Consider the following 22,178-nt stretch of genomic DNA (forward strand, 5'->3'; position numbering starts at 1 on the left):
TCTATGATGTCACAGTGTTTTTCAAGCAACAGTTTGTGGCGAAAATGCAACGACGGTGAGTGTATTGTCAATACGCTCAGGTAGTACGGGAGCTGCGATACACGGAAACGCCGAGTTCACGGATTTTTTTCCTCAACGTATTGCGGTTGAGGCCAAGCAAATCCGCGGCCTTGATCTGGTTTCCGCGCGTTGCGGTCAGCGCTGCCAGGATCAGCGGATACTCCATTTCGTGCAGGACGCGGTCGTAAAGACCGGGCGGCGGCAGATTCTCGCCGAAGCTGGAGAAATACTCCCGCATATTCTCTTCCACGGCCTGAGAGATTGTCAGATTGCCGTTGCGGACAGTCGTCCTGTCGATCGGGCTGTCTGGAACATCCGACTGCAGTTCCTGCTCGATGATTTCCCGGGTAATGACTTCCTGCGGGTAAAGCGCCATCAGACGACGGATCAGGTTCTCAAGCTCACGGACGTTGCCTGGCCATGCATAGGCCTTCATCAGTTCCAGCGCCTCACCCTCGAAGCGTTTGCCCTCAAGACCTTCCTTCTCGCCGGTCTGAATGAAATGACGAACGAGATCGGGAATATCCTCAGCGCGGTCACGAAGAGGCGGCAGGCGTAGCGGGACAACATTCAACCGGTAATACAGATCCTCACGGAAGAGACCCTGATTGATCGACTGTTTCAGATCCTTATTGGTGGCTGCCACGATACGCACATCTGTGCGAATTGGCGTGCGTCCGCCAACGGTGGTGTACTCGCCCTGTTGAAGCACGCGCAGCAGACGGGTCTGTGCGTCCATCGGCATATCGCCGATTTCGTCTAGAAACAGCGTGCCGCCCTCGGCCTGCTCGAACCGACCGGTCGAGCGGTTCTGCGCGCCGGTAAAAGCCCCCTTTTCGTGGCCGAACAATTCCGACTCGATCAGGTCTCGCGGAATCGCCGCCATGTTGATAGCAACGAAGGGACCATTGCGACGCTTGCCGTAATCGTGCAGCGCGCGCGCCACCAGCTCCTTGCCGGTTCCGGACTCGCCGGTGATCATCAGCGTCAGATCCGTCTGCATCAGGCGGGCCAGGACGCGATAAATTTCCTGCATTGCAGCAGAGCGTCCGACGAGCGGCATGCCATCCTGCATATCGTCATCGAGTTTGGCAGGCTTGCGCTTCGGTTCGGAGAGGGCCCTGCCGATGATGGCGATCAATTCTGTCAGGTCGAACGGCTTCGGCAGGTAATCATACGCGCCCTTTTCAGACGCCTTAATGGCGGTCATGAAGGTGTTCTGCGCACTCATCACCAAAACGGGAAGCTCAGGCCGCGCTTTCTTGATGCGTGGCAGAAGATCGAAGGCGTTCTCGTCGGGCATCACCACATCCGTAATGACAAGATCGCCCTCGCCCGCCGAAACCCAGCGCCACAGTGTCGCGGCATTGGAGGTTATGCGCACATCGTAACCGGCGCGGCTCAGCGCCTGGTTCAGAACGGTGCGGATAGCCGCATCATCATCGGCCACGAGAATCGTTGCTGTCATGGATTGGACCCTGTCGTGTTCGGTATAATGCTGTCGTCCGGCGCGACCTCGGGAGAGACGGGCATCAGGACGCGGAATGTCGTGCGATGATTTTGGCTGTCGCACTCGATGATGCCGCCATGAGCGCCGATCAGCTTTGCCACCAGAGCCAGGCCCAGGCCGGAACCATTGGTCTTGGTGGTGATGAAGGGGTCGAAGAGATGCGGCAGAAGATCGGACGGCACGCCCGGCCCGTTGTCATGCACACAGAATTCGAGCGGCAGAGAAATGCGCTCTCGGCTGCCTGCGACGGACAGGCGAATGCCGGGACGATAGGCTGTCGTGAGAATAATTTCGCCGTCTTGTTGGTTACCCACCGCCTCGGCAGCATTCTTCACGAGATTGAGGAAGACCTGCACCAGCTGATCGCGGTTTGCGTAGACCGGAGGAAGCGACGGGTCATAATTCTCAGTGATCTTGATGTTGCGCGCAAAGCCCGCCTTGGCCACGGCTTTGACATGATCGAGGACCGAATGGATATTGACCGGAACACGATCCACCGGCCGCTCGTCCGAGAAAATCTCCATGCGGTCAACCAGCGAGACAATACGATCGGTTTCGTCGCAGATCAAACGGGTTAGAGCTCTGTCTTCGTCTGGTACGGAGGTTTCGAGTAGTTGCGCAGCACCCCTGATCCCGGAGAGCGGGTTCTTGATTTCGTGGGCGAGCATTGATGCAAGACCGGTAACAGAGCGTGCGGCAGCACGATGGGTCAGCTGACGGTCGATCTTGTCGGCCATAGACCTTTCCTGGAACACCACGACGACCGAGCCCGGCTCGCTGACGACGGGTGCGACGTAAAGATCGACAAGCTTGTCCTGGCCTAAGCGCGGCGACGACAGATCGACGCGATATTCATTCACAGGAGCACGCCTTTCGCGAACCTGATCGATCAATGCCAGAAGTGGACTGCCGAACGGGATAAGGGTGGAGATGCGATAGCGAGCCAGATGAGCTGCGCTTGCTCCGAAAAAAGCCTCGGCCTCCCAGTTGGCGAAGGCGACAAATCCTTCGGCATTCACGAGAATGACTGGGTTTTGAACGGCGTTCAGAACCGCCATGGCCAGGAGATTGGTGCCTGGCTCATATGAGTTTCCACCACTCATGCGGCCTTCCTTGCGGCATCGTCGTCGGCGCCGCGCCGAAGTGCGCCGCCGAGCACGGCGATAACCTCGCGCGTGTTTTTCGATGTCATCATAAGCACCTTTTCCTCTGGCGTGGTTGAGGGGGCGAAACGTTCGAGATACCAGCCGAGATGCTTGCGTGCATGACGAAGACCGGCTTCGAGTCCGTAAAATTCCAGCATCATCTCGTAGTGCTCTATCGCGATATCGACGATATCCTGCCGTGCCGGTGGCTCATGGCCGGCCAGAACGGCGGGCAGCCACGGCTGGCCTTGCGCGCCCCGTCCCACCATAACCGCATCAGCACCCGACCGCAGCAAGATCTCGGTCACGTCGCTTTCAGTCTCTACATCGCCATTGGCTATCAGCGGTACGGAAATAGCGTCACGGACAGCGCGAATGGCATTCCAGTCCGCTTTGCCCTCGTAAAACTGCATGCGGGTACGACCGTGGATGGTGATCAGCCTTACGCCCGCGGCTTCGGCGCGCGCTGCAATGTCCGGCGCGTTCAAGGAATTTTCATCCCAGCCCAGACGCATCTTGACTGTGACCGGCACATCGACTGCGTTGACCGTCGCTTCAATAAGCGTCAACGCGTGGTCCGGATCGCGCATCAACGCAGAGCCGGAATAGCCGCCGGTAACCTTTTTTGCGGGACAGCCCATATTGATGTCGATGATATCGGCGCCGTTGTCGGCAGCAATTTTTGCCGCCTCCGCCATCCAGTGCGCTTCCCGACCGGCGAGCTGAACCATATGTGGCGTCATGCCGGCATTTCTCAGGCGCGCCCAGGACTCGCCCTTGTTTGCAACCAGCTCTCGGCTGGCGACCATTTCGGTCACGACCAAACCCGCACCAAACCGCCAGGCAAGTTGACGAAAAGGAAGATCCGTCACGCCAGACATGGGCGCAAGCACTGCCCGATTTCGGACAGAGACATGACCAATCTTGAATGAGCCTGACAGCGCCGGGAGATGCAATTGGCGATCTTTCATGCAGTTATAAATTTTGCATTATTTTTAGACAGCGTTTCATCGCTTGCCAAGCGCCATCGCACATTTTTTGCATGTTTTTTAGTGGCGTTAGGCGCAGATTACGCCTGCTTTTGTGAGCCGGCTCGCCAACAGAGACATTTCGTCCCATTAGATCGACATATCGTGGCTGGCCATTCGGCTTTTGAAACGTTAGATCACCCATGTCAATCTGCAACACTTGCAGAAGCGGCATAGGTGAAATGCGGAAATCCAAGATGAAAATCGGTGTCGTCATTGTCGCAGCGGGCCGTGGTGAACGTGCGGGCTCGCCGGAAGAAGGTCCGAAACAATACCGGCCAATCGGCGGCAAGCCGGTTATCGAACATACGCTGAAGACATTCCTCGACTGGCCACGGTCCGCTACCATTGTTGTTGTCATTCATCAGGATGACGCTGCCCTTTTCGCGCCGGTGGCGGTTCGTCTGGCGGCCTCCGATAGGATCAGTGTCGTCACCGGTGGGGCAACACGACAGCAATCCGTTCTTGCAGGCCTCGAGGCGCTGAAAGAAGCAGACCTCGCGCATGTGATGATCCATGATGCGGTCCGGCCTTTCATCAACGACGCACTTCTGGATCGCATCGCAGAGCGTCTCGACAGCGGTTCAGACGCCGTTCTTCCTGCGATGGCTGTGACTGACACCTTGAAGCGTGGAGATGATGGCCTGGTGCAGGAAACCGTCTCCCGTCAAGGGCTTTATGCAGCACAGACGCCGCAGGCGTTCCAGTATTCAGCCATACTCACAGCGCATCGCACCGCTCTGTCATCCGGGCGGAATGATTTTACCGACGACGCTTCGATTGCAGAGTGGTCCGGTCTGCAGGTGAGCCTCGTCGAGGGTAGCGTCGACAATGTAAAACTGACTATGAAGCGAGATATTGCCATGGCTGATGAAAAACTCTCTGCTGCACTTCCGGACGTGCGCACTGGCAATGGTTACGATGTTCATCAGTTGGAGGACGGCGATGGTGTCACTCTTTGTGGCATCTTCATTCCTCATGACCAAAAGCTGAAAGGTCATTCCGATGCGGATGTCGCTCTTCACGCTTTGACGGATGCACTTCTTGCCACTTGCGGTGCTGGCGATATCGGCGATCATTTCCCACCCTCCGATCCTCAATGGAAGGGTGCCGCCTCGCGCATTTTTCTTGAACACGCGGCAAAGGTCGTGCGCGGTAACGGCGGCACGATCATGAATGCGGATGTATCGTTGATTGCAGAAGCACCGCGCATAGGTCCGCATCGCCAAGCCATGCGCGAGAACCTGGCAGACATTCTCGATCTCTCGCTCGACCGGTGTTCTGTCAAAGCAACCACCAACGAGACGATCGGCTTCGTCGGACGACGTGAAGGCATCGCTGCCATCGCGACGGCGACTGTGGTGTATCAGAAGAGACCTCTATGAGTATTTTCTCTAACGATATCGAGGAGAAGGCTCGCCAGATCATTGCAGCATATTCTGCGAATGGCCGCATGGTATCGACCGCTGAGAGCTGCACTGGAGGATTGATCGTGGGAGCACTGACCGAAATTTCCGGCTCTTCCGCCGTCGTCGACCGCGGTTTTATCACCTACACCAATGAAGCCAAAATGGAGATGCTCGGCGTAGCGCGAGATACCCTTAAAGCTTATGGCGCCGTGTCCAGAGAGACCGCTCTGCAGATGGCCCATGGCGCGCTATTTCGGTCGCGCGCGCATGTCTCTGTCGCTGTCACAGGGATAGCTGGACCCGGTGGCGGCTCAGCGGAAAAGCCGGTTGGGCTGGTGCATCTTGCCGCGAAGAGCCGCAATGGTGAGTTGATCCACCGCGAAATGCGCTACGGCGATCTTAGTCGCGACGATGTGCGCCTTGCCACCGTCCACACCGCGCTGGACATGGTTCTGGAACTGTCTCACTCGGCGTAGATTCGGTCGGCGCGCGCTTCGAAGGCCTCGGCGAACATGCGGAATGCGCGGTCAAACATCGAGCCCATCAATGCGCCAAGAAGGCGGCTCTTGAACTCGTAATCGATGAAGAAATACACCGAGCATCCGCCATTATCGGTCGGCTCGAAGCGCCAGCGGTTGTCGAGATAGCGGAACGGTCCGTCGAGATACTTGACGTCGATGGCGCGTTCTTCCGGTTTGAGTAGAACCTGTGTCGTGAACGTTTCGCGAATGGCCTTGTAGCCCACCGTCATATCCGCCACCAGCAAGGTCTTTCCGTCGCGCTCCTTCTTGGAGCGCACCGTCAAGCCATCACAAAGGGGCAGAAATTCTGGATATTTCTCCACATCGGCGACGAGATCGTACATCCGGTCGGGAGAATGTTTAACGAGGCGGCGTGTTTCAAATTGCGGCATGCGCCGGAATTAAGGTGCAGTCTTCATAAGATCAAGGAGGCGGCGCGCTTCGCCTCGCGATTTTACCTGAAATATTGGCACTTGAGGACCGTAGAGGTCGAAATTACGTTCGAAGATCGGCGCGTGGCGTTTTTCGAATGTCCAGATGTAGGTCAGGAATTCAAGGTTCGGCAACGGTTCGGGACAACCTTCCGCCATATCCGACCGCACTCGTCCATAGTTGCGCATGACGCGCCGGGCGACGCCTGCGAGGCAGATCATACGTGGCAGACGCATCCAGATCACGATGTCCGTTCTCGGCAAGCGGATATCGAAAGTCGAGGGATTGCTTCCGTCCAGCACCCAGCGGTCGCCTGCGACAATATGGGTTATGATGCGATATTGCTCAGATTGATCGCGTTGCCTCCAATTCGGCAGCCAGCGGACATCGCGATCGATCGAGAAATACTCGCCCCCGAGAATCCGGGCCACTGCCCGTGACAGAGTGGTCTTTCCTGCACCGGACGACCCGACAACCAGCACGCGGGATGCGCGTCGCAACAAGCTCGCCGCACTGACGACATCATTGATATAGTTTGGCACGTTTGCCCCCTAACCCTCCTGCGTCATGCCGATTTCCAAGTCCAGATCACTCAAGAAGCGATTTGTCTCCCGGTAGCTCTTCAGAACAATAACCGGTAAATCTCTGCGCGCAGCTTCAAGGTGGCGAACGATTTCTGGCGATTCGGCCCTTTCGAAGTTCCAGATGTAGGACAGAAACTTTGCATCAATTTTCTCCGGACAGCCTTCGGCCATTTCCGGGCGTACCTTGCCGCGGTAACGGAGCCAGCGCTTCACAACGCTGGTCAGAGATACCAGACGGGGGAAGCGCAACCATATCACGGCGTCCGCTCGCGGAAGACGAAGAGGCAAGGTGCCGGGGCTGTTGCCATCGATGATCCAACGATCTCCAGCGACGAATGCAGACATGCGCTCGGCAATTTCCGGCCTTGGTCTCAGCTTCCAGCCAGAGAGCCAGAAAATATCACGATCGCACGAGATATGTAGCAGTCCAAGGTGACCAGAGAGGTGGCGGCTCAGCGTGCTCTTGCCGTTGCCGGAGCACCCCATGACGAGAAGACGGCGGGAGGCTTTGATGATTTGGGCGGCCTCTCTTGTGTCGTTGACGATGATCATCCTCATCACCCCTGCATAGCTGTTCTTAGAAAATCGCTATTGCAACCCTACTGGGCGGATTGCTATTAAATTAGAACATTGTTTGCAGCCATGAGATGCAACCGAGCCAAACTTCCAATTTGGCGCGGTTTCGTGTCTGGCGCGTTTTCCAACCACAAACGGACCTAACGGTCCAGCCGAGAGACACGATGGACGACTTCTCCAACATCATCAACCTTCTCGAATCCGCAAAGCAACTCGCTTCGATGAACAGCATGCCTGTACTGGCTTACCTTATCGATGTGGCGAAATGCGAGGCGCGGGAAAACAAACCGGTTCTGCGCAAGCGCAAACGCGGCGAATCGACGGTCAAGCAGGAAGCCGGAGCCTGAGCGCCTGTTTCTGTCGTCGGAGCATCGTGTTAGAAAGTGGCCTCGAGGCCACTTTCGTGTTTGAGGGGGGGGAGGAAGTCCATGCAAGCCGCATCCGTCGATCTTCGCTCCTATTCGAAAGAATGGCCTGAGGAGCGCCACGCCTTCGTACAGATAGTCGTGCCACTATCTGGCTCGATGGACATCGATGTCGGCGGTCTGCAGCAGCGGCTTTCGCCTTCCAAGGCTGTACTGATCAATGGCAACGTCAAACACAGCATCGTCACTTCTGACAATAACAGATCGCTTATCGTCGATCTGAACGAATGTTACGTCCCGGAAGCGACGCTTGCAAAGTTCAGCAACAAGCCATTCTTCGATCTGACGAGCCGTTCAGCATCAGTGGCGCGCCATATGCGGCGATCTATTCATGATGGAGAATATGACCGCTCCTCAACGAGGCTGTGGGCCGAACTTCTGGTGGGCAGCTTTACCGATGAGCGGACGGATGTTGGCGCTCGCCTGCTGACGCTGAAAGCGCTGATCGAGATCGACCCTTTCCAGAACTGGACGGTCGAACAGATGGCTTCACAGGTAGAACTCAGTGCAAGCCGTCTCCATGCGCTGTTTCTCGAATACTTCGAGGCCACGCCGCATGCACTGCTTTCGCAGATACGCATGAAAAAGATCTGCGCCCTTCTCTCCAACTCCAGCCTGCCGATTGCAGAGATAGCAGCGCGAGCGGGGTTTTCCGACCAGACCGCGCTGACCAGAGCCATGAAAAAACTGCTCGGCACCACACCTGCCGCCTATCGGCGCACCATGAATTCCTGACGTTCAGGAGTTTATGTCAAGACAGTCTCCAGCGCCCATGGCACACCGCTCGCCATCAATGCGAGGGCATGGCATGAACAAGACAGGCTTGGGGCTATTTTACGGAATGCTTGCGGGAGCGCTCTGGGGTGGGATTTTTCTTGCACCCAAGCTCATCCCGGCAGGTTTCACACCGTTACAACTCTCGACTGCGCGCTATCTCACCTACGGCATAATTGCGCTTGCGCTGATCGCGCCGAGGATCAAACGCGTCTCCGCGCAGTTCGGTCGAGCAGAATGGACCGCCCTGCTTTGGCTCAGTCTCGTCGGTAACCTGCTCTACTACGTTTTCATCTCCACCGCTGTTCAACTGAGTGGAGTCGCCTTCACATCGATCATTATCGGCTTTCTGCCTGTGGCAGTCACCATCATCGGCAGTATGGATCACGGCGCAGTCTCGCTGAAGCGCCTTTGGCCATCGCTCTTGCTGGGTGCAGTCGGTATCATCGGGATCTCCTGGCAGTCGCTGATGCATGACGGCACTGCGCTCGATGCCCGCAAACTCATTGGGTTGTTAGCAGCCATCGGCGCACTGGCATCCTGGACGGCTTTTGCGGTCGGCAACGCGCGATGGCTCATCCGTCTCCATGCCGTCAGCGCTGATGAATGGAATTTGATGACGGGCGTCGTCACCGGAGGGCTCGCGCTCGTTCTCGCCATACCGGCCTTCGCTTTCGGTGGCATTGCTCATCCCCGATCTGACTGGGCACAATTCACGATGGTCGCAGTCGGCCTCGGCATTTCAGCCTCCATCTTCGGCAACGCGCTGTGGAACCGCATGAGCCGGCTTCTGCCACTCACCATGGTGGGACAGATGATTTTGTTCGAGACCTTGTTCGCTCTACTCTACGGTTTCCTATGGGAAAACCGTGGGCCGACGCCGATAGAGAGCATCGCAATCGTCTCCGTCGTGCTGAGCGTTTTGCTTTGCATGAGGGCCCATAGACCGCAAAAAGTTTCCGAGTGAGGACGATCGTCCTGCATTGATCGTTTAGCAGACTATGCGATCAGACCGGCGCCGAACTGAGCCTCATAGAGACGGCTGTAAGGCCCCCTGGCCGCAAGAAGCTCTTGGTGATTGCCGCTTTCAGCGATTCCGCTCGTATCCACCACAACGATACGCGACGCATCTCGTATCGTTGCAAGACGATGGGCAATAATCAGCGTCGTGCGTCCTTCCGCCAGTTCTCCGAGCGACTGCTGTATCGCACGTTCTGTTTCAGTATCGAGTGCGGACGTCGCTTCATCCAGAATGAGAATAGGCGGGTTCTTCAAGAACATGCGGGCAATCGCAAGCCTTTGTTTTTGTCCACCCGAGAGCTTGACGCCGCGCTCACCAATCACCGTATCCATCCCGTCGGGCATAGCGTCGATCACTTGATCCAGATGCGCCCGCTGCGCAGCAACCCAGATTTCCTCGTCGCTGGATCCGAGACGCCCATATTCTATATTCTCGCGAACGGTGCCGCCGAACATGAACACATCTTGCTGGACGATACCGATCTGGCTCCGCAAGGAAGCAAGCGTCATCTTGCGGATATCGATGCCATCGATGGTGATTGCGCCTGCCGTCACCTCGTAGAAGCGCGGTAAAAGTGAGCACAAGGTCGTCTTGCCCGCACCCGACGGGCCGACGAAGGCAACCGTTTCCCCGGCGCGGATCGTCAGATCAATATCGGACAGAACCTGCTTACCGTCGGCGTAGCCGAAGCTGACGCCATTATAGGTGATATCACCCCGAATAGACGGAGCCTCAATCGCGTCCGGCGCATCTGCGATGTCAGGCTCGGTATCGATAAGCTCGGTGAAGCGACGGAAGCCGGCAATACCTTTGGGATAGGTTTCTATGACGGAGTTGATCTTCTCGATCGGGCGAAAGAAGACATTGACCAAAAGAAGGAAGCTGACGAAGCCGCCATTGGTCAGATCGCCCTGCAACACCAGCCATGCGCCGCAGATCATGATGACCATCTGTGTCAGGCGCATACTCATATAGCTCAGCGAAGTACTGGCCGTCATGATCTTGTAGGCATCCAGCTTGGTACGGCGGTAGCGCTGATTGTCCTTCTCAAAAAGCGCGCGCTCATGGTTCTCATTGGCGAAGGCCTGGACCACGCGCATCCCCCCGACATTTTCTTCAATGCGGGCGTTGAAGGCGCCGACACGACTGTAAAGCGCGCGAAAATTGTTCGTCATGCGTGTGCCATAACGGCTCGTCACCCATGCCGTCAGAGGCACGATGACGGCCGTGATCAACGCCAGAGGTACATTGACGGAAAGCATGAGCAGAAAGGCGCCGATAAAGGTCATGACCGCAATGAAGAGATCTTCCGGTCCGTGATGCGCAACCTCGCCGATTTCTTCCAGGTCTTTCGTCAGGCGCCCGACGAGATGACCGGTCTTCTGGTTATCGAAAAAGCGGAACGAAAGCTTCTGCAGGTGATCGAAGGCTGCACGGCGCATGTCGGTTTCGATATTGATGCCAAGCATATGTCCCCAATAGGTGACAGTCGCCATGAGGCCGGTATTGAAGATGTAGACGAGCAGCAGGCCGCACGATGCTGCAAGGATCACCGGCCAGTTCGAGGCAGGCAGCAAGACATCGACAAAAAGCTTCACCGCCATGGGAAAGCCGAGTTCGAGAAGACCTGAGAAAACGGCACAGGAAAAATCGAGAATGAAAAGCCCTCGATAGGGGCGATAGTAGGCGAAGAATCGACGCAGCATAATGGGTAGGTCCAGAACGAAGCAGTAAACCTCTACGGTTGTAAATGCGCTCGTTCATTCTCACATTCATGTCAGAAGTCCAAGCATGCTGCTCAAATTTTACCAAATTCGTTCAATATGTTTTGCGACGATATAAAAGCATAATAACGGGGGAATAGATTGCACCCCACATCTTACCTGTGACAGTGTGACCTGCTGCACTGGGAATGCGAAAGAGACGAGAGTGAACAAAGCCGACAATCATCATACCGATGGAGAAACACGATGGTTGGGTGCTGCCACTCCCACTCGTAACGCGCTGGTACCGTCCATTTCTGCGGCGCGATGGCTCCTGCTTCTGACTGTCGCAGCAGGCATCTACTTTTTCTACGGCTTTTTGGTTCCCGTGCTTGCCGCACTCGTTATTGGCTTTGCGAGCTGGCCGATCTATCGACGATTGCTCAACAGAGTGGGAGGCAACACCACTGTCGGCGCGACGATCGCCATTTTGCTGATCATCGCCTTTCTGATCGTACCGATTGTCATCGCCGCTTCTTATACGGCGGGTGAAATACGCGAATGGTTCGGCTGGGCGGTGGAGGTCAATAAGACAGGCGCTCCGGTGCCTGAATGGATCGCGGCACTTCCAGGCGTCGGCCCATGGTTCAGTGAACAATGGACCCGTTACGTCGGCACGCCTGGCGCCATCGGAGAGGTCATCCAGCTCGTCAGCGGCGCCAATATTGGCAATATCTATCGTGCCATCGTCGCGGCAGGCAACGGCGCCTTTCACCTCGTCCTCACCCTCCTCTTCATGCTGATCGCGCTTTTCTTCGTCTATCGCAACGGGGAAGGATTTGCCCGCCAAGTCGATCTCGTTGGGGAACGAATCCTGCCCAATCGCTGGGAGCGCATTTCACGCGTGGTTCCTGCAACGATCAGCTCGACCGTGACGGGCATGACCCTGATCGCCATCGGCGAAGGTATCATCCTTGGTATTGCCTACTGGATTGCGGGCGTCCCCTCGCCGGTAACTCTTGGCGTCCTAACGGGCGTTATGGCGTTGATCCCCGGCGGCGCGCCGCTGTCGTTCACTCTGGTGTCCATCTATCTGCTGGCGAGCGGCTCTCCTGCGGCAGGTATCGGGCTCTTCATCTGGGGCTCGGTGGAGCTCTTTATCGTCGACAAGACTATCCGCCCCCGGCTTGTGGGCGGTCCGATCAAGCTTCCGTTCCTGCCGACCTTTTTCGGCCTTGTCGGCGGTGTCAAGACCATGGGCTTTCTCGGCCTGTTCATCGGTCCCGTGCTGATGGCGCTTCTGGTGGCCGTATGGCGCGAATGGGTCCGGGAGGCAGAAATTTCGGCAAGCGAGCCAGTGGTCGTTCATGATGTGTATGAGGAGGAGCTGGAAGAACCGGCTCCCCTGCGCAAGTCGGTCAGCTCGGTTTAAAACCTCAGTTCCATGAACATGCTGAGCGGATCAGGCTTGTAAGGCGGGAATGGTTCTATCTCTATGAACCCGGCCTTGCGATAGAGGTTAATTGCCTCCGGTTGACTGATACCTGTTTCGAGCCGGATTGCCTCAAGCTCAAGCTCACGGGCCCTCTCGACCAGAGCGTTCATCATCAGCTTACCGATGCGAAGTCCGCGCGCCTCAGGATCGACGAACATCCGCTTGATCTCTGCCGTGCCGTTTCCTGCCTCCACGAGCGCGCAGCAGCCGACAATCTCGCCGTCATTTCGCGCCACTAGAAAGGATACGTTAGGCTGTTCGAGAGCCTCGAGATCCACAAGATGATTGCTCTCCGCCGGGTAAAGCGACGCCATATAGGCATTCGACAGATCCATAAGGCGGGCGATTTCAGGCTGGCGCGGCGATTCCAGATTAATGTCCACAGGCATGCTATTTCCGTTATGGCTTAAGCATCGGCCTGAAAGTCGCAATCGATTTTCAGAAAAGCCCATGCGTAGATTTAAAAATGTAAGGCGGCCTTTGTGCGTCCGGGTTGGACTCACAGCGCGCTAGGTTATGGTCATCACAATAAGACTGCAATCTTCGTGAATGACGCGCTGAATAGAACAGCTCTTTGCGCAGGAGAAAACCAAAATGCGAACCGCCATGGTCTTGATGACAATTCTTGGCTGCGACGATACGGCGTCGGATTGCCGCTACATTGCAACGCCGCAACAGCGATGGACGAGCATCGAGCTTTGCGATGCGGATTCGGAGAAGCAACTCGGGCAGTTTACGAATGTAGCGTATCCGGTTGTCGTTGCTGTCTGCCAGATGCCGGAAGCTCCCGTCCAGCAGGCAACCACCGGACAGGACGCCCCGCAGGTGGCCGAACCCAGTGATGCGCAGGAAGAAGAGAACCTCGCCCAACGCGCCATTGGGCGCGTCAAGAAGATCCTTCCATCGACAGAGGGCGTAAAAGAAGTTTTGGGCAAACCGGTGCGGATGGTCGAAGACAGCTATTCGTGGATCGCCAGACGGCTTTCCAAATAGGCAGAGTGCTTAAGCGGATCTCTACCCATACCGCAAAACACTCCCCCGACCGGCCAGCTAACGATCAAGCAGCCTCGGCGATCATGTCCTGTGCAAAGGATCTTGCTCTCTGGCGCTGATCGACGATTTGCAGCTTTTCGACCATACCCAGCATTTCACTGAGCACCGTATCGCTTTCGGATTGCGAAAATTTCTCAAGCAGTCGTGTGGCGACCTGCTGGACCGCACCGCCGTAAGGCATTTCGGCAGCCTGTCTCCACAGATGCGTCGCCTCGATGAAAACATCGAGAGTTCTGTCAGACAGGCCGCTCGACTGGAACAGCGCCCTGACCGCGTGGTGCCTTCCGGTTGCGAGGATCGAGCGAACGCGGCGCTCCTCGAGCCCAGACAGATTGGAGATGGCCCCGGCAAAGAAATCGAGCTTTCCGGTGCAGAGAAGTTGAAGAAGAAAAGCAGGCGTCAGCTGGCTTTGCTGGCGCAAGTGCTCTACCAGCGATCCAATATCCTGACCGCGAGCATCGCCGGCAATCAGCGTCATTGCTGCGTCCGTGGCATCTCGGATGATTTGTCGAGCTCGTGCGACGCTGATGACATGGGTGATGATGCCAGCCGATACCAAAGCCTCACCCACCTGAAGAACAAGAGCATGGCGAACATCCGCTGGCAGATCGTCTCGCTCAAGCAGAAGATTACGGATCTGTTCGTCTTCCTTGAAACGGTCACAGACACGCCGGATGGAAAATGCCGTCACCTGTGCCGATCCGCTCTCGAGCATGATGGCAACTTCGCACGCACCGCCGATTTCAGACAGCGCTGCGCACGCTCCGGGGGAAAGATCAGCGCGGGCGGCGACCATGGATCTTGTGACGGAGGAGCCTCTGCCGATCAGATCGACGAGGTCGGACTCGCTTAAAACGGGCGAATGGAGAATCACCATACACGCGACCTCCGCCTGATCTTCGGCCAGAGCGATTACGATAGGACGTGGCGCATTTTCAGACGATGAGAGAGCTTCTGCCAACGCCTGACGCACTTTGGGCGACGGATCATCCAGAAGATAGGACATTGCCATATAGGCGCCTGCCCGCTTCCCAGTTGGCATGGTGCCAGTGACATAGGCCGCGCCCAGAGCCTTCGCAGCCTTTGCTCTGTCTCCAGCGCGCGCTTTATCCGTCCAGCTGAGAAATGCCTCTACAACCACCCCTGCACCCCAAGAAATGTTTTCTACGACCCTTTGGATTTCAAGGCGACTCGTTAGCGAACCGCCTTTTGACTTCCATGGGTAAAACCTAGGGAGAAAAGGTTTACGATTGGTTCACCATGTTTTTTAACCATAATGAAGTCTGGGATTTTTCAGGCCGAGGGTCGAGCAAGTTGGAACACGTCGGAGCCCCCGTCGGCATAATCCATATAGCCCATTCGGGCTACAGGGCGCGCAAGCGACATATCGATGCGTCCTTCCTGGATGATCGCCTCATCGATATGAATGCCCATCACCTGGCCGAAGACCACCCAGGAATTGACCGGCTGACCTTCGACGTCATTTGGCTGCACGATCTGGGTGACACGGCACTCAAGCGCCGCCAGAGCTTCTGCGACAAAGGGGGCATCCACAACCTCTCCCATGCGGGCGGTGAGGCCGGCCAACTCGAATTCGTTGATCGTATAATTAACGGGGGCCGATGATGCATTCATCCTGTCAACGAGATGGCGACTGACGAGGCTAGCCGTAAAAACGCCGGTTTCTCGGACATTGCGTAAACTGTCCTTCTGGCCGCTCGACGAGAACACCACCAGTTTCGGCGTGTCCGAAATGGCGTTGAAGAACGAATAGGGCGATAGATTCAGCGTACCGTCGCTTCCTTTCGAGCCAATCCAGCCGATCGGGCGCGGCGCGACGATGGCTTTGAAAGGATCATGTGCCATCCCGTGCTGGTTTGTGTCCGTCGTATAGAACATCAAGCTTCCCCGACCCAGGTGACCACATCGCTCAGGTCCGGGCGCGGTCGTTCGACAGGAGGGAATGTCGTCGATCCGACATAGATCAACCCGGCAACTTTCTCCCCCTCACCTACGCCCATTTCGGGAAGAAAATCTGGATCATACGAAACCCATTCGGTCAGCCAGTTGGCGGCGTATCCATGCGCGTTTACCGCCATGAGCAGGTTGAGGCAGACGGCACCCGCCGACATGATCTGCTCCCATTCGGGAATTTTCACATGTGGCCCAGCCTTACTGACGACCGCGATTACAACCGGCGCTCTGGTAAAACGTGTTCTTTCAACGGATTGGAAATCCACACTCAGTTCAGGGTTTTTCTTGAGTGCCAAAGCAAGGGCCGCCTCGCCCAGCCTTTCCCGCTCGTCACCGCGAATAACGACGAATCGCCAGGGTGCAATCTTGCCGTGATCTGGAACACGGACAGTCAGACGAAGAATCTCTTCGAGTTCCTCGCGGCTTGGCCCTGGCTCGGTCAATTGCGGCGCCGGCGTCGAGCGCCTTACGTTCAGATAGTCGATGAGCTTGATGTCAGTTTTCATGGTCGCACCGTTCCATTCGCATGCAATCTAAAGACAGGCCTTGAAATAGCCTTGCGGTTCGGATTGAAGTGGTCCCACAAAAACAAGAAGTCAATCCGGTCGAGAGAAATGACGTTCACCAAAATTGGAGCAGGTCTGTGCATCGCGCTGGCAGCGGCCGCTGCGCTTCCTGGCGTTGCTATCTCTCAAGATGCCTTCAAGGAGTTCAAGCAACTCGGCGGCACGCCAAAGATGCCAAAGCTGAATGCATTCTCCGTTCCTTCCCCTTCGGAACCGGAGGCGGTGAAATCGCGTGACATCTTTTTGGAAGCAAAGCTGACCCAGCAGGGCGAGCCGATGATGGAGGGACTTGCCTGGCGCGTGTTCAGCCCTATTCCGGGACCCGATGGCAAATTGCCTATGCTTGCAAGCTCGGACGGCGGCTCAGCCGAATTTCACCTTGAGCCCGGTGATTACTTCGTCAATGTCGCCTTCGGTCGCGCTGGCGTGACCAAGAAGCTCAGCGTTCCGGAGAACGGCAAGATCGACAAGCAGGTTCTTATTCTCGATGCTGGTGGCTTCGTATTGAATGCTGTTGCGGGCAACGACAAGAACATTTCCGCCAATCAGCTGAAGTTTTCCATCTACGCGTCCGAAGCCTCCGAGAACGGAGAGCGGAAGCTGGTGATGACGGATGTGAAGCCAAACACGATTGTTCGCCTCAATGCAGGCACCTACCACGTCGTTTCCGAATATGGCTCGGTGAATGCGGTGGTGCGCGCCGACATTCAGGTTGAGGCCGGCAAGCTGACCGAAGCGACGTTGCAACATCATGCGGCCCAGATAACGCTCAAGCTCGTCTCGGAGCATGGCGGCGAAGCCATTGCCGATACGGCCTGGTCCGTCCTGACGGGTGCCGGAGACGTGGTCAATGAAAGCGTCAGCGCCTTTTCCACCATGGTTCTCGCCGACGGCGAATATACTGCAATCGCCCGCAACAAGGACAAGGTCTACCAGCGCAATTTTTCGGTGAAGGCCGGTCAGGATTCCGACGTGGAAGTGCTGATGAAGGATCAGACGACGGAAGATGCGACGGGCGATTTCGAGTAGCGTCCAAGAAAAAGCGCCCGCATCGATCGATGATCGAACACCCCCGCGAGACTATATATGAAAACGGCGCCCTGAGGCGCCGTTTTCAGTTTCTTTATATCGCTCTGGTCTTTGCCGCACGCTTGCGCTTGAGGTCAGGCGGCGTTGCCTCATCCATCAGATTGGCGATCGCATCCTCAAGCGAAAACGACGTCTGAGCCTGTGAACCCAAACGACGAATATTGACTGTACGCTCTTCGGCTTCCTTCTTGCCGCAAACGACAATGACAGGAACCTTGGTGACCGAATGTTCGCGGATCTTGTAGTTGATCTTCTCGTTGCGGAAATCCGTTTCGACCGAAAGGCCCGCTTCGCGCAAGGCTTCAGCGACTTCGCGACCGTAATCGTCGGCGTCAGACGTAATGGTGGCGACAACCACCTGGAGCGGTGCGAACCACAGCGGCATATGACCGGCGAAGTTCTCGATCAGGATGCCGAGGAAACGCTCCATCGAGCCACAGATGGCACGATGGATCATCACCGGCTGGCGCTTTTCGGACGCCTGATCGATATAGAAGGCACCGAAACGTTCCGGCAGGTTGAAGTCGACCTGGGTCGTGCCACACTGCCATTCGCGGCCGATAGCGTCCTTCAACGTATATTCGAATTTCGGACCGTAGAACGCGCCCTCGCCCGGAAGAATGCCGGTCTTGATGCGCCCGCCGGATTGCTCCTCGATGGTCTTCAAAACGTCCGTCATCACGCTTTCGGCGCGATCCCAAAGATCATCGGAACCAACGCGTTTTTCAGGACGGGTTGAGAGCTTGACGACGATCTCCTCAAAACCGAAATCCTGATAGACCGAGAGAATTAGATCGTTGATGCGCAAGCACTCAGCCGCCATCTGCTCTTCGGTGCAAAAGACGTGGGCGTCATCTTGGGTAAAGCCGCGAACGCGCATCAGGCCGTGAAGGGCACCCGAGGCTTCGTAGCGGTGTACGGTACCGAATTCCGCAAGACGGACAGGTAGTTCTCTATAAGACTTCAACCCATGCTTGAAGATCTGGACGTGGCCAGGGCAGTTCATCGGCTTCAGAGCAAAGACACGGTTGTCCGCTTCTTTGTCATCGGGATGGGTAAACGCGTAGGCGGATTTCACCGCGAACATGTTTTCCTGGTACCAGCCCCAGTGACCGGAGGTTTCCCACAGCGAGGCGTCCAGCACCTGCGGTGCGTTCACTTCCTGATAGGTACCCTCAAGGTTACGGCGCATGTAGCTGGTCAGTGTCTGGAACATACGCCAGCCCTTGCCATGCCAGAACACCACGCCTGGACCTTCTTCCTGGAAATGGAACAGATCCATTTCACGTCCTAGGCGACGATGGTCGCGTTTTTCGGCTTCCGCCAGAATATGTAGATACTGGTCCAACTGTTCCTGTGTTGCCCAGGCGGTGCCGTAAATGCGCGTCAACATCGGATTGTTGCTGTCACCACGCCAATAGGCACCCGCGACCTTCATCAGCTTGAAGGCCGTACCGATCTGACCGGTGTTGGCCATATGCGGACCACGGCAAAGGTCGAACCAGTCACCCTGATAATAGATCTTGAGATCCTGACCCTCGGGGATCGCATCGACAAGCTCGACCTTGTAGTTTTCTCCCTTTGCGGCAAAGACTTCCTTTGCCTTCTCGCGCGACCAGATCTCGCGAGTGAAGGGCTTCGACCGGCCTATGATCTCTTTCATCTTCTTTTCGATCTTGGGCAGATCGTCCGGCGTGAAAGGCTCGTTCTTGGCGAAGTCGTAATAGAAACCGTTTTCGATGACGGGGCCGATCGTCACCTGGGTACCGGGCCACAATTCCTGCACGGCTTCCGCCATGACGTGAGCGGCATCGTGACGAATGAGTTCAAGCGCCCGCTTGTCGTCGCGGGTGACAATCTCGATTGCGCCATCGGCAATCGTATCGGACAGGTCGCGCAATTCACCGTCCAGCGCAATGGCGATGGCTTTCTTTGCGAGCGACTTGGAAATGGATTCGGCGACGTCACGTCCGGTTGTACCCGCGGGGTACTGACGAACGGAGCCATCCGGAAATGTAAGGGAAACGGCGTCTGACACTTTAATTCTCCTGTCCAGTCCCGCCAACGAATGCGGGTGGGATATTGGTCAGCCGAAACGACTGACAATGCAGCGCGTGGATACTGAAATTTGCCTATTCAGTAAAGTCTATTCGATTTCGGTCGAAAAACCCCAGAAAGACAGTGCATCAGAAGAAACGGATTTGAGAAAGCTCTTCAACTTCTCCTCGCCCATGTGAAGACGCAACGCTTGCGTAACATCTTGAATAGCCGTGTCTGGCGAAAGATTATGGTCTCGCCTGAAGAACATGACCTCCTCTTGCAGTCTGAGCCTTGTATCGAAAGGAACGGCTGGCTCGCCCATCGTCCAGTCAGCGACGAAAAGTGCCCGCAGGCCCGGCTTTAGCAACCCAGCAAACGCCAAACTCTGATCCGGCGTCAGACGTCGCCGGAACACACGAAGCACCGCCTCAAGCGTCGTGAAGGCACGATGCGTCGTGCTGAGCATGGCTCTGTCGCGAACATCGACAAGCGCAGCTTCAAAATCTCGGGATGCACTAATGTATTCCTGTGGTACCGTCATGAACCAGCATCAACCTTCGTGCTTTCCGAGAGTCCAGAGCCTCCAAAGCTGCCAAAAACGGACAGATCGAAGGCTATCTGGCACAGCATTGTATCCCGTCGTTCCACCCGGTCCACACCGTGCGACGCGAAACAAGCTCAGCCACCCTCCAGACCATAATCCGTGGCGGGCGATCGCTTCATATCCATATTCGGAACATGTCGGAATGTGACGGCAGGAGTTTCCGATGAAGCCGGAAAGCGTCAGTTGATAGAGCCGGATGAATCCCATGCCAAACAGCCTGCCGGGCGTCTTCGCAAATGGTCCATTCCAATTCCGAGAGCGGTTTGGAGATTTGCGCGGTTTATCGTGACAACCCGGTTGTCCACACATCAGATCAACTCGCTTCGGACAGAGACTTTTCAGCCTCCAGCTGGTCCAGGCAGTCGCAAATCGCCTCGAAGGTGAGCATCGTCGAGGCGTGGCGAGCCTTATAATCTTTGACGGGCTTCAGCACCCGCATATCTTCGAAGCGACCCGATGGCCCCTCGCCGCCCGCAGTCAGCATGTCGATCATGTCCTGGCGCGCCTTGCGGATTTCACCGCTTGTTGCACCGATCACATGATGCGCCATGATCGAAGATGATGCCTGCCCCAAGGCACACGCGCGCACCTCGTGAGAAAAGGCCGAAACAATTTCGCCGTCCATCTTCAGATAGACCTTAACTTTGGACCCGCACAATTTGGAATGTTTCTGTGCTTGCACCTGCGCATCCGGCATCGCTCCGGTGAGCGGAATATTGCCGGCAAAGTCAAGGATGCGGTTGTTGTAAATGTCATCCATTATCGAAGATCCAAGTGAATGCCCAGGAACGATGGGACCGATGTCATTCATTTACTAAACGATGTGTCGCTATGGGAAAAGCTTTGCGGCCCATGCCAGGCGTAATATGTTAACTCATTCACCATACATCAAGCGACGATGAAATAATGGTGGCCTGTGGCAGAAACTCTTGCCAAAAAATGGAAAAACAACCAGATAGCAGCTATCTGACATGAAAATGTCGCTGCAATATGCGTTCAGGTGTGGCCTTGACCCTCACCGGGAGATCAAAAATGGATGCAATCGTGAAGAAATTTCCTGGCGCTGATGCGACAGACGATGAGACAAAGAATCGCCCTACTCAGGAAGACGCCGAGGATGCCGTGAGGGTTCTGCTGCGCTGGGCAGGCGACAATCCCGATCGCGAGGGCTTGCTGGACACACCTAAGCGCGTCGCCAAGGCTTATCGCGAACTCTTCTCCGGGTATGATATCGATGCAAAGGACGTGCTTGGCACATTCTTCGAGGAAGTCGGCGGATATGACGACATCATTCTCGTGCGCGACATTCCGTTCTTCTCGCACTGCGAACATCACATGGTGCCGATCATCGGCAAGGCGCATGTAGCCTACCTGCCGAATGGCCGTGTCCTCGGCCTGTCCAAAATCGCTCGCGTGGTGGAGGTTTTCGGCCGCCGGCTGCAGACCCAGGAAACCATGACGGCGCAGATCGCATCTGCCATTGAAACCACGCTGAAGCCACGCGGCGTTGCCGTGATGATCGACGCGGAGCATATGTGCATGTCCATGCGCGGTGTGCAAAAGCAAGGCTCCACGACATTGACGACGAGCTTCACCGGTGCATTCAAGAAGGACCCTGCAGAGCAGGCCCGTTTCATGTCCATGGTGCGCAATCGATAAGTCGATTGACGCTCGGTAAACAGGGTAAGTCATGTCAGCCATTTTCCCCTCGGCGCCATCCGACAAGACGGCGCTGGAAGCATCCGGGCCGTTCTCTCCAAAGTTCGACGCGAACGGGCTTGTAACTGCGGTGGTCACCGACGTCAAAGACGGTGAACTGCTGATGGTGGCGCACATGAACGCGGAGGCGCTGAAGCTGACGCTGGAAACCGGTATCGCGCATTACTACAGCCGCTCGCGAAACAAGATCTGGAAGAAGGGAGAAACCTCTGGCAATCTCCAGACTGTTCGCGAGTTTCGCACCGATTGCGATCAGGATGCTGTCTGGCTGAAAGTATCCGTTGCCGGCCATGATGCTACTTGCCATACCGGGCGCCGCTCCTGCTTCTACCGTACCGTGACGCTGGAAAACGGAACCGCGATCACGACCGTAATCGACGATGAGCGGCACTTCGATCCGGAAGCCACCTACGGGTCCTCCACACCGTCCTCATAAAGGCCGGAATCTTT

At 56.2% G+C, this 22,178-nt stretch carries 25 protein-coding genes; 10 read left to right on the top strand and 15 right to left on the bottom strand.

Going from position 1 to position 22,178, the window contains the following annotated elements; translation table 11 throughout:
• Positions 1-76: 76 nt before the first annotated feature.
• Genes ntrC through dusB form a run of 3 tightly spaced genes read right to left on the bottom strand, consistent with a single transcriptional unit; the run spans position 77 to position 3,686 of the window.
• Positions 77-1,528 carry a nitrogen regulation protein NR(I) gene (gene ntrC, locus QZ862_RS13140; protein WP_296016414.1) on the bottom strand — a complete coding sequence of 484 codons (1,452 nt, stop codon included), beginning with the start codon at positions 1,526-1,528 and terminating at the stop codon, positions 77-79.
• The gene (locus QZ862_RS13145) at positions 1,525-2,673 is read right to left on the bottom strand and encodes a nitrogen regulation protein NR(II) (protein ID WP_296016415.1); all 1,149 of its coding nucleotides are present in this window, start codon (positions 2,671-2,673) and stop codon (positions 1,525-1,527) included. Before QZ862_RS13145 ends, ntrC begins: the two co-directional genes overlap by 4 nt.
• A complete protein-coding gene (dusB, locus tag QZ862_RS13150; RefSeq protein ID WP_296100455.1) occupies positions 2,670-3,686 on the bottom strand; it encodes a tRNA dihydrouridine synthase DusB in 1,017 nt (338 codons plus the stop codon). Before dusB ends, QZ862_RS13145 begins: the two co-directional genes overlap by 4 nt.
• 254 nt (positions 3,687-3,940) lie before the next feature.
• Between dusB and QZ862_RS13155 the strand changes: the two genes are divergently transcribed.
• Complete coding sequence (locus tag QZ862_RS13155) at positions 3,941-5,128, top strand: bifunctional 2-C-methyl-D-erythritol 4-phosphate cytidylyltransferase/2-C-methyl-D-erythritol 2,4-cyclodiphosphate synthase (protein ID WP_296100457.1); 1,188 nt, start codon at positions 3,941-3,943, stop codon at positions 5,126-5,128.
• Positions 5,125-5,628 carry a CinA family protein gene (locus tag QZ862_RS13160; RefSeq protein ID WP_296100460.1) on the top strand — a complete coding sequence of 168 codons (504 nt, stop codon included), beginning with the start codon at positions 5,125-5,127 and terminating at the stop codon, positions 5,626-5,628. Before QZ862_RS13155 ends, QZ862_RS13160 begins: the two co-directional genes overlap by 4 nt.
• Here the strand turns inward: QZ862_RS13160 and QZ862_RS13165 are convergent.
• Genes QZ862_RS13165 through QZ862_RS13175 form a run of 3 tightly spaced genes read right to left on the bottom strand, consistent with a single transcriptional unit; the run spans position 5,616 to position 7,241 of the window.
• The gene (locus tag QZ862_RS13165) at positions 5,616-6,065 is read right to left on the bottom strand and encodes a type II toxin-antitoxin system RatA family toxin (RefSeq protein ID WP_296016426.1); all 450 of its coding nucleotides are present in this window, start codon (positions 6,063-6,065) and stop codon (positions 5,616-5,618) included. The genes QZ862_RS13160 and QZ862_RS13165 overlap by 13 nt on opposite strands.
• 9 nt (positions 6,066-6,074) lie before the next feature.
• On the bottom strand, positions 6,075-6,647 hold the full coding sequence (locus tag QZ862_RS13170; RefSeq protein ID WP_296100462.1) for an AAA family ATPase: 573 nt from the start codon (positions 6,645-6,647) through the stop codon (positions 6,075-6,077).
• Between the two features lie 9 nt (positions 6,648-6,656).
• Positions 6,657-7,241, bottom strand: coding sequence for an AAA family ATPase (locus QZ862_RS13175; RefSeq protein ID WP_296100463.1), 585 nt, complete (start codon positions 7,239-7,241; stop codon positions 6,657-6,659).
• A 188-nt stretch (positions 7,242-7,429) separates the two neighbouring features.
• Here QZ862_RS13175 and QZ862_RS13180 point away from each other — a divergent pair, with 188 nt between their 5' ends.
• The 3 genes from QZ862_RS13180 to QZ862_RS13190 all read left to right on the top strand — a co-directional run bounded on the left by QZ862_RS13180 (position 7,430) and on the right by QZ862_RS13190 (position 9,431).
• On the top strand, positions 7,430-7,612 hold the full coding sequence (locus QZ862_RS13180) for a hypothetical protein (protein WP_296016431.1): 183 nt from the start codon (positions 7,430-7,432) through the stop codon (positions 7,610-7,612).
• A gap of 81 nt (positions 7,613-7,693) precedes the next feature.
• Positions 7,694-8,425 carry an AraC family transcriptional regulator gene (locus QZ862_RS13185; RefSeq protein WP_296100464.1) on the top strand — a complete coding sequence of 244 codons (732 nt, stop codon included), beginning with the start codon at positions 7,694-7,696 and terminating at the stop codon, positions 8,423-8,425.
• A gap of 73 nt (positions 8,426-8,498) precedes the next feature.
• Positions 8,499-9,431 carry a DMT family transporter gene (locus tag QZ862_RS13190; RefSeq protein ID WP_296100466.1) on the top strand — a complete coding sequence of 311 codons (933 nt, stop codon included), beginning with the start codon at positions 8,499-8,501 and terminating at the stop codon, positions 9,429-9,431.
• Positions 9,432-9,463: 32 nt separating this feature from the next.
• Here QZ862_RS13190 and QZ862_RS13195 read toward each other — a convergent pair whose 3' ends face one another.
• Positions 9,464-11,191 (bottom strand): ABC transporter ATP-binding protein, encoded by a 1,728-nt coding sequence (locus tag QZ862_RS13195; protein ID WP_296016437.1) that lies wholly within the window; start codon positions 11,189-11,191, stop codon positions 9,464-9,466.
• 223 nt (positions 11,192-11,414) lie between these two features.
• On the opposite strand from QZ862_RS13195, the gene QZ862_RS13200 reads away from it, so the two are divergent.
• Positions 11,415-12,620, top strand: coding sequence for an AI-2E family transporter (locus QZ862_RS13200; RefSeq protein ID WP_296077187.1), 1,206 nt, complete (start codon positions 11,415-11,417; stop codon positions 12,618-12,620).
• On the opposite strand, the gene QZ862_RS13205 is transcribed toward QZ862_RS13200, so the two are convergent.
• Positions 12,617-13,072: a GNAT family N-acetyltransferase gene (locus QZ862_RS13205; RefSeq protein WP_296100468.1), complete on the bottom strand. Its 456-nt coding sequence runs from the start codon at positions 13,070-13,072 to the stop codon at positions 12,617-12,619. The two genes, QZ862_RS13200 and QZ862_RS13205, sit on opposite strands and share 4 nt — an antisense overlap.
• A gap of 205 nt (positions 13,073-13,277) precedes the next feature.
• On the opposite strand from QZ862_RS13205, the gene QZ862_RS13210 reads away from it, so the two are divergent.
• Complete coding sequence (locus QZ862_RS13210; RefSeq protein WP_296100470.1) at positions 13,278-13,676, top strand: hypothetical protein; 399 nt, start codon at positions 13,278-13,280, stop codon at positions 13,674-13,676.
• A gap of 64 nt (positions 13,677-13,740) precedes the next feature.
• Here the strand turns inward: QZ862_RS13210 and QZ862_RS13215 are convergent, their stop codons facing one another.
• The 3 genes from QZ862_RS13215 to QZ862_RS13225 form a co-directional block, all read right to left on the bottom strand.
• Complete coding sequence (locus tag QZ862_RS13215; protein WP_296100472.1) at positions 13,741-14,877, bottom strand: DUF2336 domain-containing protein; 1,137 nt, start codon at positions 14,875-14,877, stop codon at positions 13,741-13,743.
• A 152-nt stretch (positions 14,878-15,029) separates the two neighbouring features.
• Complete coding sequence (locus QZ862_RS13220; RefSeq protein WP_296100474.1) at positions 15,030-15,635, bottom strand: flavin reductase family protein; 606 nt, start codon at positions 15,633-15,635, stop codon at positions 15,030-15,032.
• On the bottom strand, positions 15,635-16,216 hold the full coding sequence (locus QZ862_RS13225; protein ID WP_296100476.1) for a nitroreductase: 582 nt from the start codon (positions 16,214-16,216) through the stop codon (positions 15,635-15,637). The genes QZ862_RS13220 and QZ862_RS13225 overlap by 1 nt, the downstream gene beginning before the upstream one ends.
• A 108-nt stretch (positions 16,217-16,324) precedes the next feature.
• On the opposite strand from QZ862_RS13225, the gene QZ862_RS13230 reads away from it, so the two are divergent.
• Positions 16,325-17,305, top strand: coding sequence for a hypothetical protein (locus QZ862_RS13230; RefSeq protein WP_296016454.1), 981 nt, complete (start codon positions 16,325-16,327; stop codon positions 17,303-17,305).
• 94 nt (positions 17,306-17,399) lie between these two features.
• On the opposite strand, the gene thrS is transcribed toward QZ862_RS13230, so the two are convergent.
• From thrS to QZ862_RS13250, 4 genes are all read right to left on the bottom strand, one after another.
• The gene (gene thrS, locus QZ862_RS13235; protein ID WP_296100478.1) at positions 17,400-19,403 is read right to left on the bottom strand and encodes a threonine--tRNA ligase; all 2,004 of its coding nucleotides are present in this window, start codon (positions 19,401-19,403) and stop codon (positions 17,400-17,402) included.
• Between the two features lie 108 nt (positions 19,404-19,511).
• Complete coding sequence (locus QZ862_RS13240) at positions 19,512-19,946, bottom strand: DUF2267 domain-containing protein (protein ID WP_296016458.1); 435 nt, start codon at positions 19,944-19,946, stop codon at positions 19,512-19,514.
• A gap of 9 nt (positions 19,947-19,955) precedes the next feature.
• Positions 19,956-20,318 (bottom strand): membrane protein insertion efficiency factor YidD, encoded by a 363-nt coding sequence (gene yidD / locus QZ862_RS13245; protein WP_296016461.1) that lies wholly within the window; start codon positions 20,316-20,318, stop codon positions 19,956-19,958.
• Positions 20,319-20,322: 4 nt separating this feature from the next.
• The gene (locus QZ862_RS13250) at positions 20,323-20,769 is read right to left on the bottom strand and encodes an iron-sulfur cluster assembly scaffold protein (RefSeq protein WP_296100480.1); all 447 of its coding nucleotides are present in this window, start codon (positions 20,767-20,769) and stop codon (positions 20,323-20,325) included.
• Between the two features lie 272 nt (positions 20,770-21,041).
• Here QZ862_RS13250 and folE point away from each other — a divergent pair, with 272 nt between their 5' ends.
• Together folE and hisI are read left to right on the top strand one after the other, a co-directional pair.
• Positions 21,042-21,668, top strand: coding sequence for a GTP cyclohydrolase I FolE (folE, locus tag QZ862_RS13255; RefSeq protein ID WP_296036628.1), 627 nt, complete (start codon positions 21,042-21,044; stop codon positions 21,666-21,668).
• A gap of 31 nt (positions 21,669-21,699) precedes the next feature.
• Positions 21,700-22,164, top strand: coding sequence for a phosphoribosyl-AMP cyclohydrolase (gene hisI, locus QZ862_RS13260; protein ID WP_296036630.1), 465 nt, complete (start codon positions 21,700-21,702; stop codon positions 22,162-22,164).
• The last annotated feature ends 14 nt before the right edge of the window (positions 22,165-22,178 follow it).

Origin of the sequence: uncultured Agrobacterium sp., from assembly GCA_913777615.1 — a bacterium.
Classification (GTDB): domain Bacteria; phylum Pseudomonadota; class Alphaproteobacteria; order Rhizobiales; family Rhizobiaceae; genus Agrobacterium.

Excerpts from the sequence above, each read along its gene's own strand:
- QZ862_RS13210 (WP_296100470.1), top strand. The coding sequence starts at position 13,278 with ATGCGAACCGCCATGGTCTTGATGACAATTCTTGGCTGCGACGATACG.
- QZ862_RS13175 (WP_296100463.1), bottom strand. The coding sequence starts at position 7,241 with ATGATCATCGTCAACGACACAAGAGAGGCCGCCCAAATCATCAAAGCC.
- QZ862_RS13180 (WP_296016431.1), top strand. The coding sequence starts at position 7,430 with ATGGACGACTTCTCCAACATCATCAACCTTCTCGAATCCGCAAAGCAA.
- QZ862_RS13240 (WP_296016458.1), bottom strand. The coding sequence starts at position 19,946 with ATGACGGTACCACAGGAATACATTAGTGCATCCCGAGATTTTGAAGCT.
- QZ862_RS13205 (WP_296100468.1), bottom strand. The coding sequence starts at position 13,072 with ATGCCTGTGGACATTAATCTGGAATCGCCGCGCCAGCCTGAAATCGCC.
- QZ862_RS13160 (WP_296100460.1), top strand. The coding sequence starts at position 5,125 with ATGAGTATTTTCTCTAACGATATCGAGGAGAAGGCTCGCCAGATCATT.
- QZ862_RS13230 (WP_296016454.1), top strand. The coding sequence starts at position 16,325 with ATGACGTTCACCAAAATTGGAGCAGGTCTGTGCATCGCGCTGGCAGCG.
- ntrC (WP_296016414.1), bottom strand. The coding sequence starts at position 1,528 with ATGACAGCAACGATTCTCGTGGCCGATGATGATGCGGCTATCCGCACC.
- QZ862_RS13220 (WP_296100474.1), bottom strand. The coding sequence starts at position 15,635 with ATGTTCTATACGACGGACACAAACCAGCACGGGATGGCACATGATCCT.
- yidD (WP_296016461.1), bottom strand. The coding sequence starts at position 20,318 with ATGTGTGGACAACCGGGTTGTCACGATAAACCGCGCAAATCTCCAAAC.
- folE (WP_296036628.1), top strand. The coding sequence starts at position 21,042 with ATGGATGCAATCGTGAAGAAATTTCCTGGCGCTGATGCGACAGACGAT.
- dusB (WP_296100455.1), bottom strand. The coding sequence starts at position 3,686 with ATGAAAGATCGCCAATTGCATCTCCCGGCGCTGTCAGGCTCATTCAAG.
- QZ862_RS13195 (WP_296016437.1), bottom strand. The coding sequence starts at position 11,191 with ATGCTGCGTCGATTCTTCGCCTACTATCGCCCCTATCGAGGGCTTTTC.
- hisI (WP_296036630.1), top strand. The coding sequence starts at position 21,700 with ATGTCAGCCATTTTCCCCTCGGCGCCATCCGACAAGACGGCGCTGGAA.
- QZ862_RS13225 (WP_296100476.1), bottom strand. The coding sequence starts at position 16,216 with ATGAAAACTGACATCAAGCTCATCGACTATCTGAACGTAAGGCGCTCG.
- QZ862_RS13250 (WP_296100480.1), bottom strand. The coding sequence starts at position 20,769 with ATGGATGACATTTACAACAACCGCATCCTTGACTTTGCCGGCAATATT.
- QZ862_RS13185 (WP_296100464.1), top strand. The coding sequence starts at position 7,694 with ATGCAAGCCGCATCCGTCGATCTTCGCTCCTATTCGAAAGAATGGCCT.
- QZ862_RS13145 (WP_296016415.1), bottom strand. The coding sequence starts at position 2,673 with ATGAGTGGTGGAAACTCATATGAGCCAGGCACCAATCTCCTGGCCATG.
- QZ862_RS13155 (WP_296100457.1), top strand. The coding sequence starts at position 3,941 with ATGAAAATCGGTGTCGTCATTGTCGCAGCGGGCCGTGGTGAACGTGCG.
- QZ862_RS13165 (WP_296016426.1), bottom strand. The coding sequence starts at position 6,065 with ATGCCGCAATTTGAAACACGCCGCCTCGTTAAACATTCTCCCGACCGG.
- QZ862_RS13190 (WP_296100466.1), top strand. The coding sequence starts at position 8,499 with ATGAACAAGACAGGCTTGGGGCTATTTTACGGAATGCTTGCGGGAGCG.